12 protein-coding genes are annotated in these 11,166 nt (G+C 69.5%); 10 read left to right on the top strand and 2 right to left on the bottom strand.

The annotated features are described in order from the left end of the window. The 7 genes from pheT to VGZ23_05035 form a co-directional block, all read left to right on the top strand. Window positions 1-1,835, top strand: a 1,835-nt coding sequence (gene pheT / locus VGZ23_05005) for a phenylalanine--tRNA ligase subunit beta (protein ID HEV2356955.1), incomplete at its 5' end; no start/stop codon positions are given. Between the two features lie 33 nt (window positions 1,836-1,868). Then, window positions 1,869-2,396: a CvpA family protein gene (locus VGZ23_05010; protein ID HEV2356956.1), complete on the top strand. Its 528-nt coding sequence runs from the start codon at window positions 1,869-1,871 to the stop codon at window positions 2,394-2,396. A 70-nt stretch (window positions 2,397-2,466) separates the two neighbouring features. Next, on the top strand, window positions 2,467-4,188 hold the full coding sequence (polX, locus tag VGZ23_05015; protein ID HEV2356957.1) for a DNA polymerase/3'-5' exonuclease PolX: 1,722 nt from the start codon (window positions 2,467-2,469) through the stop codon (window positions 4,186-4,188). Between the two features lie 19 nt (window positions 4,189-4,207). Continuing rightward, window positions 4,208-4,900 (top strand): DNA-3-methyladenine glycosylase, encoded by a 693-nt coding sequence (locus VGZ23_05020; GenBank protein HEV2356958.1) that lies wholly within the window; start codon window positions 4,208-4,210, stop codon window positions 4,898-4,900. A gap of 147 nt (window positions 4,901-5,047) precedes the next feature. Then, window positions 5,048-5,275: a hypothetical protein gene (locus tag VGZ23_05025; protein ID HEV2356959.1), complete on the top strand. Its 228-nt coding sequence runs from the start codon at window positions 5,048-5,050 to the stop codon at window positions 5,273-5,275. Beyond that, entirely contained in the window at window positions 5,268-6,539 is a 1,272-nt protein-coding gene (locus tag VGZ23_05030; GenBank protein HEV2356960.1) for a crosslink repair DNA glycosylase YcaQ family protein, read from the top strand. The genes VGZ23_05025 and VGZ23_05030 overlap by 8 nt, the downstream gene beginning before the upstream one ends. A 102-nt stretch (window positions 6,540-6,641) precedes the next feature. Continuing rightward, window positions 6,642-7,097 (top strand): hypothetical protein, encoded by a 456-nt coding sequence (locus VGZ23_05035; protein HEV2356961.1) that lies wholly within the window; start codon window positions 6,642-6,644, stop codon window positions 7,095-7,097. Between the two features lie 35 nt (window positions 7,098-7,132). Here the strand turns inward: VGZ23_05035 and VGZ23_05040 are convergent, their stop codons facing one another. Next, a complete protein-coding gene (locus tag VGZ23_05040; GenBank protein ID HEV2356962.1) occupies window positions 7,133-7,462 on the bottom strand; it encodes a molybdopterin-dependent oxidoreductase in 330 nt (109 codons plus the stop codon). A gap of 320 nt (window positions 7,463-7,782) precedes the next feature. Then, window positions 7,783-8,634 carry an LLM class flavin-dependent oxidoreductase gene (locus tag VGZ23_05045; protein HEV2356963.1) on the bottom strand — a complete coding sequence of 284 codons (852 nt, stop codon included), beginning with the start codon at window positions 8,632-8,634 and terminating at the stop codon, window positions 7,783-7,785. Between the two features lie 185 nt (window positions 8,635-8,819). Between VGZ23_05045 and VGZ23_05050 the strand changes: the two genes are divergently transcribed. Genes VGZ23_05050 through chrA form a run of 3 tightly spaced genes read left to right on the top strand, consistent with a single transcriptional unit; the run spans window position 8,820 to window position 11,112 of the window. Next, window positions 8,820-9,206, top strand: coding sequence for a VOC family protein (locus VGZ23_05050; GenBank protein ID HEV2356964.1), 387 nt, complete (start codon window positions 8,820-8,822; stop codon window positions 9,204-9,206). After that, the gene (locus tag VGZ23_05055; GenBank protein ID HEV2356965.1) at window positions 9,203-9,898 is read left to right on the top strand and encodes a rhodanese-like domain-containing protein; all 696 of its coding nucleotides are present in this window, start codon (window positions 9,203-9,205) and stop codon (window positions 9,896-9,898) included. The genes VGZ23_05050 and VGZ23_05055 overlap by 4 nt, the downstream gene beginning before the upstream one ends. A gap of 29 nt (window positions 9,899-9,927) precedes the next feature. Beyond that, entirely contained in the window at window positions 9,928-11,112 is a 1,185-nt protein-coding gene (chrA, locus tag VGZ23_05060) for a chromate efflux transporter (protein HEV2356966.1), read from the top strand. Window positions 11,113-11,166 lie beyond the last annotated feature (54 nt).

An 11,166-nucleotide genomic window follows, 5' to 3' on the forward strand; every position in this document is an offset into this window, starting at 1 on the left:
CGCGCGGTGGCGGCGCCGGCCGGGACGCCCGCCGGCGCGTCTCCGTCGTCGTGGACGATCCGGAGGGGTGTCCCCGGTTCACGGCGACCGTGATCGACGACGTGCAGGTCGGGGTGTCCCCGGCGTGGATGCGGCGGCGCCTCGACGCGGCGGGGGTGCGCCCGATCAACAACGTGGTCGACATCACGAACTACGTGATGCTGGAGATGGGCCAGCCGATGCACGCGTTCGACCTGGCGCGCATCAGCGGCGGCCGGCTCACGGTGCGGCGGGCGCGGCCCGGGGAAGCGCTCGTCACGCTCGATGGGACGCCCCGGGCGCTCGACGAGCAGGCGCTCGTCGTGGCCGACGACACGCACCCGGTCTCGCTGGCCGGCATCATCGGCGGCCAGGACACCGAGATCGCCGCGGCGACGGCGACGGTGCTGCTCGAGGCGGCGTACTGGGATCCGCCGACGATCGGCCGGACGAGCCGGCGGCTCGGGGTCCGCACCGAGGCATCGGCCCGGTTCGAACGCGGCGCCGACCCCGCGGGGCCGGGCCTCGCGCAGCGCCGCGCCGGCCTGCTGCTGGCGGAGGTGGCCCGAGGCCGCGCCGCGCCCGGCATGATCGACGTGTTCGCGCGCCGGCGGCCGCGCGCGCCGATCCGGTTCCGGCCGTCCCGGGCCACGACCGTGCTCGGTATCGAGGTGCCGCGTGCCGAGATGATCCGCACGCTGCGGGCCCTCGGATGCGAGGTGACGCCCGGCGCGGCGGTCCTCACGGTTCGGCTGCCGACCTACCGGCCCGACCTCGCGGGCGAGGAGGACCTGATCGAAGAAGTGATCCGGATCCACGGGTACGATCGCGTCCCGCTCACGCTGCCGCGGGGCGTCACCGCGCCCGGGACGGTGTCGGCGCCGGTGGCCGCCGAGCGTCGCGTGCGCGGCGCGCTGATTCGCGCCGGGCTCACCGAAGCGCTCACGCTCACGCTGGTGCCGGCCGGGTCCGCCGCCCCGCCCGACGGCGACCAGGTGCGTCTCTTGAACCCGCTGACCGCCGAGCACGCGGCGCTGCGGACGTCGTTGCTGCCGGGCCTGCTGCGCGTGCTCGCCCTCAACGCGTCGCGGCGGCAGCACGACGTGCACTGCTTCGAGGTCGGGCGCGTGTGGCGCCGCTCGAACGGCGGACGGCCGGAGGAGCGCCGCGCCGCGGGCATCGCGGTGATGGGCCGCTGGCGGTGGGGCTGGAACGTGGCCGCCGACGGCGTCCTCGCCGACCTCTACCATCTGCGGGCGATGCTGGACGCGTTGCTCGAGGAGCTCGGCGTCGCCGGCTACGGCGTCGCGGCGGGAACGCCGGCGGCCTTTCAGTGGAACGGCGCGGCGTGGTGGCATCCGGGACGCTTCGGCGAGCTCAGCCTCGACGGGCACGTCCTCGCGCGGTTCGGAGAACTGCACCCCGAGGTGGTGGAGCGCGAGCGGCTCCCCCACCGGGCGTGCCTGGCGGAGGTCGATCTCGAGATGGTGCTCGCGGCGGCCGGTTCCATCCGCACGTACCGGGGACTCCCGCGATACCCCGAGGTCGAGCGGGATCTCGCCGTCGTCCTGCCCGAGGCGTTCGCCGCGTCGGCGATCGAGCGGCTGATCCGCGAGACGGCGGGACCGTTGCTCGAGGCGGTGGAGTTGTTCGACGTCTACGCGGGCCCGCCGGTGCCGCCGGGCCACCGCAACCTCGGGTACCGCCTCCGGTTCCGGGCCCCGGATCGTACGCTCACTGCGCCCGAGGCGGAGGAAATCATGGCGCGGATTCGAACAGCCCTTGAGAATCAGGCCGGCGGCCGGTTGCGGGCATAGACCCGAGGCGGCGCACCGAGGGGGAGGGCCGGGGTGCCCCGCACCATCACGCTCAACTGGATCGATTGGGTCACGCTCGCAATCGTGCTCGTCTCGATTCTGCGCGGAGTCCGGTACGGGGCACTCGCGGGACTCGTCGATCTGGCCGGGCTCGTCGCCACGTACCTCGCGGCCGCCGCGGTCTACCCGAAGGGTGCCGAATATCTCCGCCAGGTCCCGGGTCTCACCCGGTCGTGGCAGGGGCTCGTCGCCTTCCTCGTGATCTGGCTGGTGCTGTACTTCCCGCTCGGCATCCTGATCAGGTGGATCTTCGCCCGGGCGAAGTTTCCCGGATCCGGCCTGCTCGGCGGCGTCCTCGGCGTGGCGCGCGGGCTCGTGCTGACCGCGGCGCTGCTGCTGCTCGCGCTCGCCGCCCCGTTTCGCCACGTTGTCGCCTCGGACGCCCACCGCTCGCAGGTGGCTCCCTATTTGCTGACAGGCAGCGAGCGCGTCCAGACGGCGCTGCTGCCCGCGCTGCCGGTGCACGTCCCGCGCCTGGGACCGGGGGGCGCGGACTTCTGAGCACCACGGGGGGGCGCGCGCCCCAACGCCGCGGGCGCGGCGCCCGCTCGAGGCGGCCGCTCCCGCCTCGATGATCGTCCGGAACGTCGATCTCGCGCGTCTGTTGTCGGAGATCGCCGACTTTCTCGAGCTCAAACAGGAGTCGTCGTTTCGCGTCACGGCCTACCGCCGCGGCGCCCGGGCGATCGAAGGCCTCGGGGAAGACGTCGCCGCGATCGCCGGGCGGGGCGAACTGCGGAAGATCGCCGGCGTCGGCCCGGGCCTTGCCGAGAAGATCGACGAATACCTCCGGACCGGCGAGATCGCCTATCATCGCGAGCTGCAGGTCGAGCTCCCGGCCGGCCTGCCCGAGCTGATGACCATTCCCGAGATCGGACCCAAGACGGCGCTGCTGCTGTACCGCGAATTGGGCGTCACGGACATCGACACCCTCGCGCAGGCGTGCCGCGACGGCCGCCTGCGCACGCTCCCGCGTCTCGGGGCCCGCACCGAGGCCAACATCCTGCGGGGGATCGAGCGGCGCCGGACGCAGGGCACGCGGCACGCCATGGCGGCGGTGCGGCCGCTCGTCGACGTGGTGACCGCCGCGCTCGGCCGGATCCCCGGCGTCGAGGCCGTGAGCGAGGCCGGGAGCCTGCGCCGCATGCGCGACACGGTGGCCGACATCGACATCGTGGTCGCGACGGCGGACGCGGCGGCCGTCACGACCGCGCTCGTCGCGCTCCCCCAGGTCGCGGAGGTCCTCGCGAAGGGTCCGACCCGTGTGAGCATCCTGCTCGGACGGACGGCCGTGCAGTGCGACGTGCGCATCGTCGAGCCGGGATCGTACGGCGCGGCGCTGCAGTACTTCACCGGCAGCAAGGAGCACAACGTGCGCCTCCGCGAGATGGCGGTGCGCCGCGGGCTGCGGATCAACGAGTACGGCGTCTTCGACGTGGCCACCGAGCGGCGGCTCGCCGGGGCGACCGAAGAGGACGTGTACGGCGCGGTCGGCCTGCCCTGGATCCCGCCGGAGATCCGGGAAAACCAAGGCGAGATCGAGGCGGCGCGGCGCGGCGAGCTGCCGGCCCTCGTCGCGCTCGGGGACATCCGCGGCGACCTGCACATGCACACCGAGTGGAGCGACGGCCGCGATTCCGCCGGCGTGATGGCCCGGGCCGCGGCGGCGCGCGGCTACGCGTACTGCTGCATCACCGACCATTCCCAGTCGCTCAAGTTCGCGCGCGGCGTGACGGTGGACGACCTGCGGGCGCACGCGGCGTCGGTGCGCGGGCTGTCCGACACGGCCGGCACCCGCGTGCTGATGGGCGCGGAGGTGGACATTCTGGGCGACGGGTCCCTCGATTACCCCGACGAGGTCCTGGCGGAGCTGGACGTGGTGATCGGGTCCGTGCACAGCCGGTTCAAAATGCCGCGCGACGAAATGACCCGCCGCATCGTGCGCGCGCTCGAGCACCCGCATCTCGACGTGCTGGGCCATCCCACCGGGCGGCTGGTCGGCGAACGGCCCCCGTACGATCTCGACATCGAAGCCGTCATCGAGGCCGCCCGGCGCACCGAGACGGCGCTGGAGATCAACGCGTCGCCGGACCGGCTCGATCTGCCCGACGTCCACGTGCGCCTGGCCCGCGACCGCGGCGTGTTCGTGGCGATCGGCACCGACGCCCATCAGAAGGCGCACCTCGGATTCATGCCCTACGGCGTCGGTGTCGCCCGGCGCGGCTGGATGGACGCGGCCCAGGTCATCAACGCGTGGCCGCTCGCCACGCTGCTGGAATTCCTGGGGCGGTAGGGCCGGGCGGAAGGTGCGGGTGGCCGGCCGCCGTCTTCAACGGGCGTTCTTTGCGCGCCCGACGCTCGCAGTCGCCCGCGATCTCCTCGGATGCTACCTCGTGCACGAGACGCCCCGCGGCCGGCTCGCCGGCCGGCTCGTGGAGGTGGAAGCGTACCTCGGACCGCGCGATCCCGCCAGCCACGCCTACCGCCGCACGCCGCGCAGCGAGGTGATGTGGGGAGCGCCCGGCACGGCCTACGTGTACTTCAGTTACGGCAACCACGCGTGCCTCAATATCGTGACGGCGCCGGAAGGGACGGCCGGAGCCGTGCTGCTGCGCGCCATCGAGCCGGTTCGCGGCATCGAGGAGATGACGCGGCGGCGCGGAACCCGGGTCCCGCGTCTCATCGGCGGCGGGCCGGGCCGGCTCACCGAAGCGATGGGCGTAACGCTCGCCCACAACCGCGCGGATCTGGTACGGGGGCCGTTGTATCTGACGCGGGGGTCGCGACCGCGCCGGATCGCGGCGACCCCGCGCATCGGGATCTCGGTGGCCACCGAGGCGCCGTGGCGCTTCGTGGATGCAGACTCTTCGTGCCTGTCGCGCCCGCTCGGCAGGAGCGGTTCCCCAGGGCGCCAAAATGCGCCCGGCAGATCGCGCGATCGCCGCGGCGCGGCAGGGGTGAAATCTCCGGGTCGTCAAAGTACGTGGCCGCGCGGAGGAGCGTAGCAGCGTTGGAAAGGCCATCCCTCGCGGTTCAGGTGCTCGGCGGTTTCCGTTTATCGTACTGCGGTGAGCCGGTAGCGGACTGGCACATGCCACGCCTCCAATCCCTTCTGGCGTAACTCATCCTCCATCGAGCAGAGGAAGAGGCGCGTGAGCGTTCACGGCAAACACCTTGAACAGCATATGGATGGCATGCTCAGGCGAATTGAATTCATGAGCGGGTTCGCATCCGGCGTGTTCGCCGTTCTGGGCGGGACATACGCCGTCGTTGGCCCGGCATATCGTTATGTCGTGAGCACCGTCGATAGTGGTGTGACGTGCGTGATTGGGAGCCTCACTCAACCCCGCAGCGGCGCAGCGGAGCGACCCTATGAATGATGCGGCTGCAGCCCCAAAAATGCCACCCGCTGAACTCTCCATCAGCAAATCCCAGGCGCGCCGTTTCGTGCTAACCTATCTTCGCCTGCTTCCGCCGCGACAATTGCCGGGGAAACAGGGCGTGCTCGACTATATCCGGCATGTGAACTGCATCCAATACGACCCTATCGACGTCGTAGGCCAGAACCCCCACCTTGTGCTGCAATCTCGAGTGCGTGGCTACAGGCCCGCCATGCTCGACGCTCTGCTCTATGAGGACCGCAAGTTGTTGGACGGTTTCGACAAACAGATGTCCATCTATCCGGTGGAAGACTGGCCGTATTTCGCCCACCATCGTGAGCACCTGCCGAAGGAGTACATGGAAAGCGAGCAGACCGCTGCCGCCGCCAAACTGGTGGACTGGGTGCGCGGCGAGATCGAGCGGCGCGGCCCGCTTTCGTCGCTGGACCTCATGGACGACACGCGCATCGACTGGTGGCTGGCCGACACCGTCCGGGCTGTGCGCATCACCATGGATATTCTTCTTTATAGCGGTGAAACGGTAGTGCATCATCGCGTCGGCACACGGCGTTATTTCGAACTAAGCCGGCGCGTGCTGCCGTCCAAGCTGCACGAAGCCCGCAATCCGCACGCGTCCCAGGAGGATTATTTGGAATGGCACGTGTTCCGCCGTGCAGGCGGCCCTGGTCTCATTCACCCGCAGGTCCGGGGCAAGTGGGGCGGAATCATCGGCTGGCGAGGCGGGCAGATCCGGGCCGCCCTGGCGCGCCTGGTGGAAAAAGGCCAATTGGTCGGCATAGGTATCGAGGGTGTACCGGGCGAGAAATTCTACGTGCGCCGCGGTGACGCGCCCGCGCTGCAGACCGCCGCGAAAGCCTCCCGGGGCAAACAGGGAGCTGCCTTGATAGCCCCGCTGGATAACCTGATGTGGGATCGTAATCTGGTCGAGAAAGTCTTTGATTTTTACTACAGCTGGGAAGTCTACGTACCGGCTGCGAAGCGCCAATATGGCTATTACGTCTTGCCGGTGCTGTATGGTGACCGCTTGGTTGCCCGCCTGGACCCCGGCTTCGACCGCGCCAGCAAAGTATTCATCATTAAGAACTGGTGGTGGGAAAACGGCGTAGACAAGAAGGACGAAGCCATGCTGGCGGCCCTGCGGGATTGCGTGAAGGATTTCGCGAAATATCTGGGGACGAGTAACGTGAAGCTCGGCGATGCGATCACGCGGGACCGGTATCTAAAGAAAATTATCCAAAATTAGTCGAGCAACGTATGCGTAAACGCGCTGAGCGGGATATGCACGTTACAGGACGGTGACTAACGTCACCCGTGAGCGGTTGCATTCAAGAGGAGGGGCTGACCTATGGCGGTGAGACGGTGGCGTTTTGCCTTCGGCGTGCTGCTCGCTTTGACGGCGTGTGTGGGGACCGCTTCTCCGCGCGGTCTTGCGGCGGCGACCATGACGGTGAACGTCGGCAACGCCACCGTCATGGGGCAGTCGCAGCAGATCCTCGTCGACGCGAAGGGAATGACGCTCTACTATCTCACCTCCGATACGGCGACGTCGACCGCGTGCACCGGAGGTTGCGCGTCGGTGTGGCCGCCGCTGCTCAGCAACGGCACGCCCACGGGTCCCTCCTCGCTGCCGGGGAAACTCGACGTCATGACCACGGCGAACGGCTCTCAAGTTGCCTATAACGGCCACCCGCTGTATCGGTATGCGCCCGACACGAAGCCGGGCGACGTGGGCGGCGACGGGAAGACGGGCCCGAAGAACGGCACCTGGCACGTGGCCACCCCGGCGACAAAGGCGATGTAGACTAAAGTGGAAATTCCGGCTAAAGTATCAGCCGCTTATATGCCCATGGCGAGCACGCCATCGGTGCCGGGCCGGACCCGCAGCCAGAGATCCGCCTTCTGGGCCAGGGTATGCTTGCGTGGGTCGATGACGATCAGCTTGGCACCCCGTGCTCTCGCCAGGCTGATTCGCACCGCCGCGGCGGGTTCCGAAGCCTCGGGGTTGTTGCCCCAGAGGAGCATGCACTGAGCGTGATCGTAGTCCGGGGAAGGGGTCGGCACCCCGTAGGTATGTTTCGCGCCCCAGAACCGATTCCAGGTGCAGATATGGGTGGTGGTCATAACATTGGGGCTGCCGAAGGCATTGGCGACGGTGAACCCAACCATCGATTTCCCCGATCGCGCTTCCTGCCGGGGTCGCACGTGAGAAAATCACTGCTTCGGGCCCGTACTGGGCTTTGATGTCCAAGAGGCGGGAGGCCGCCAGGGCCAGCGCCTCATCCCAACCCGGGATCCGCGTTCACCTTCTTCAAGATGCCGTCCTCGACGGCTGCCACGACACCGCATCGGGACACACACATGGCGCAGTAGGTGTGGACCTCCTGGACGATCACAATAAGACCCCCAATTAATCCCGGCCTGGTGTCAGCAACAAGATGGCATTCGCACCGTTTCGCGACCGTTTGCTGGGCGTTGGAATCGTCCACTTAATAGCGCTCCGGAACGCGCAGCGGCCCGAGTTCGACGGCTGCGCGCATCGTCGCGGCGTCACTTGGCGGGACGTACTCCGTCCACCATGTCGCCCCGAAGTGCGCCACCGTCTGAATGTGCGCCCGCTCCGCGTCCCAGTCGGGCCGCCGGCGCCTCCCGCCGACGGAAATCTCGAAGGGGCGGGATCGCGGAAACGCGCCGGCGGCGGCGCGAATGGCGCTCACGTCCTCCGCGCGCAGATCCTCCCATGGCTCGCCGGGGCCGGTCTTGTAGGGGCAACATCCGTCCCAGCGCAGCATCCGCTTGGCCGGACCACGGCGCGGCCATTGCCCGCCGATCCAGATCGGAATGCGCGGCTGCTGCAGCGGCCGAGGGATGAGCGTCGCGTCCCGCACGTGAAAGTAGCGGCCGGTGTAGGTGAACGCTTCGCCGCTCCAGGCTCCCGCCAGCACCTCGAGTGCTTCATCGAGCATCTGGGCGCGTCGCCGCGCGCTTGTCTCCTCCCCAAACCGTTCGAACGTGGGATCGGCGGGATCGCCCGCGCCAGCGCCGAGGATCAGCCGGCCGCCGGAGAGGTGGTCGAGCGTCACCGCCTCCCGGGCGACCTTCCAGGGCCGGCGCCGCGCGAGCGGAGTGACCATCGTCCCGAGCCGGATCTGTCGGGTGCGCCCGGCCATGGCCGCGAGCAGCACCCATGGATCGTAGGCCGGCGTCTGCCACTGGCCCTGATAGACGATGTAGTCTTCGACGAACACTCCGTCCCATCCGGAGGCTTCGGCGGCCGTGGCCAGGTCGGCCAGGGTCGAGAGGTCGGGACCACCGTTCGGCAGCGCGACACCGTATCGCACGCTCGCTCGTCACCTCCGTCGTGCCATGTCCGATTCGCCGTGCTCCGCCGAGATATCTGCGTCCAGCCCGCGCGCGCCTCCCGCGGCTCCGGCCGCCGGTGGCGTGTCCGCTTGACAGCGTCGGCCCTCCGGCGGTAGTATCGAAATGCAATATCGAATATCGATATAAGCGAGGCGACCCTGCTATGGCCACCGTGAACGTCCGCTACATGGTGCACGATGTGAACGCGTCGGTCGCGTTCTACACGAACCACTTCGGCTTCACGCTGCTCTCGGATGCGGCGCCGGCGTTCGCCGACGTCGTCCGCGGCGATCTGCGGCTGCTGCTGAGCGGTCCCACCAGCTCCGCGGGACGGCCGATGCCCGACGGGCGGCGGCCCGAGCCGGGCGGCTGGAATCGGATTCATTTCGTCGTCGAGGACCTCACGGCCGAGGTCGCACGGCTGCGCGCCGCCGGTGTGCGGTTCCGAAACGATGTCGTCACCGGTCCGGGCGGATCGCAGATCCTGCTCGAGGATCCGTCCGGCAACCCGATCGAGCTGTTCCAGCCCGCCCGCCGGGGCGCGGCGTGACGGTCGTCGGCGACGTCCTCCGCGGGTTCGCGAGAATTTACGTCCTGCGCCGCGCGGCGGAGGGACCGGTCTACGGGTTGGTCTTGCTCGAAGAGTTGCAACGGCGCGGGTACGCGCTCGGTCCCGGCACACTTTACCCGCTGCTGCACGGGTTGGAAGACCAGGGCCTCTTGGCCCGCGAGAACCGGATCGTGGGAGGACGGGTGCGCAAGTACTACGTCCTCACGCCGGCCGGCGCCCGCACCCTCGCGGACGCCCGGTCGAAGATCCAAGGGTTGGTCGGCGACATGCTCGAGATCCGCAGGCCGGCCCGCCGGGGGCCGGTGATCCACGGCGCGGGGGAGCGGCCCCCGGCGCTCATACGGCCGGACATCCTGCGCGCGCGCCTGACCGCCCGCGCGACCCGACGCACGCCGGTCGTGATCGACGTTCGGGACGACGAGGAGTACGTCGCGGGACACCTCCCCGGCGCGCGCCACATCCCGGCCGACGAGCTTGCCGCGCGGTACCGCGAACTGCCCGGCCGCCGGCTGCACGTGACCTACTGCAACATGCGTCACCGGGACACCGCGCGCAGCGTCCGCGCCGCGGCACTGCTCCGCGAACAGGGGCGCGAGGCGCACGCCCTCGACGGCGGGTTCCCGGCGTGGGCGGCGGCGGGGTACCCGGTCGAGCGCGGCCGGCCGGCATGAGCCACGGCCGGCGACATGGTCAAGGGTCGGTGAGTCGGGCCGCTCTGCGGACGCCCGAGCGCGGCGCGGTCCGCGAGGTCGCCGGCCTGTTCCTGAAGCTCGGCTGGATCGCCTTCGGGGGACCCGCCGCGCACATCGCGCTCATGCGGCAGGAGGTGGTCACCCGGCGCAAGTGGGTGACCGAGCAACAGTTCCTCGATCTGCTGGGGGCGAGCAACCTGATCCCGGGGCCGACCTCCACCGAGCTGGCCATCTACCTCGGATACGCGCGCGCGGGTCGCGTCGGGCTCGTGCTCGCGGGGACGCTGTTCATCCTCCCCGCCATGCTGCTCGTGCTGGCGCTCGCCTGGGCCTACGTGCGGTACGGGACGACGCCGCAGGTCACCGCGCTCCTCTACGGCATCAAGCCGGTCATCATCGCGGTGATCGTGCAGGCCATCTACGGACTCCTCCGCACCGCGGTCAAGACCTGGCGCCTCGGCGTCGTGGTCGTGCTGGCGCTCGGACTCTATCTGCTCGGCGTCAACCCTCTGATCCCGCTCTTCGGCCTCGCGCTCTTCGTCATGCTCGTGGAGAACCGCGCCCGATTCGGCCGCAGTACTCGGGCGTCCGGTGGGGTGGCGCCGCTGGCCGCGCCGATCCTGCCCTTGCTGCCGGGGACGGCGGTACCCGCCGCCATCGCGGGTTTCAGCCTGGCCGCGCTCTTCCTTACGTTCGTGAAGATCGGCGCCACGCTCTACGGCAGCGGATACGTCCTCCTGGCGTTCTTGCGCGACGACTTCGTCCACCGGCTCGGCTGGCTCACGGATCGCCAGCTCCTCGACGCCATCGCGGTCGGGCAGTTCACCCCCGGTCCGGTATTCACGACGGCCACCTTCATCGGGTATCTGACCGGCGGCTGGGTTGGCGCCGTCGTCGCGACCGTCGGCATTTTTCTTCCGTCGTTCGTGTTCGTCGCGGTCGTCTATCCGTTGGTCCCACGCCTGCGGGCCTCGCCCTGGACGGCGGCCTTTTTGGACGGGGCGAACGCCGCGGCGCTCGGCCTCATGACCGCGGTGGCGTGGCAGCTCGGCCTGACCAGCATTGTCGATCCGCTCACGGCCGCTCTCGCCCTCGCGGCCGCGGTCGCGCTGATTCGATTTCGGGTCAATTCCGCCTGGCTCGTTCTCGGTGGGGCGGCGGTCGGGCTGTTGTTCAAGCTGGCCACAGGGTGAGGCAGAGGGAGGGCGGCCCGCGGGCGTCGCCGAGCGGGCTGCGGTATGATGATA

The sequence above is a fragment of the bacterium genome (genome assembly GCA_035945995.1).
Taxonomy (GTDB): domain Bacteria; phylum Sysuimicrobiota; class Sysuimicrobiia; order Sysuimicrobiales; family Segetimicrobiaceae; genus DASSJF01.

Coding starts and splice junctions, on each gene's coding strand:
- polX (HEV2356957.1), top strand. CDS start 2,467: ATGATCGTCCGGAACGTCGATCTCGCGCGTCTGTTGTCGGAGATCGCC.
- VGZ23_05030 (HEV2356960.1), top strand. CDS start 5,268: ATGAATGATGCGGCTGCAGCCCCAAAAATGCCACCCGCTGAACTCTCC.
- VGZ23_05035 (HEV2356961.1), top strand. CDS start 6,642: ATGGCGGTGAGACGGTGGCGTTTTGCCTTCGGCGTGCTGCTCGCTTTG.
- VGZ23_05040 (HEV2356962.1), bottom strand. CDS start 7,462: ATGGTTGGGTTCACCGTCGCCAATGCCTTCGGCAGCCCCAATGTTATG.
- VGZ23_05050 (HEV2356964.1), top strand. CDS start 8,820: ATGGCCACCGTGAACGTCCGCTACATGGTGCACGATGTGAACGCGTCG.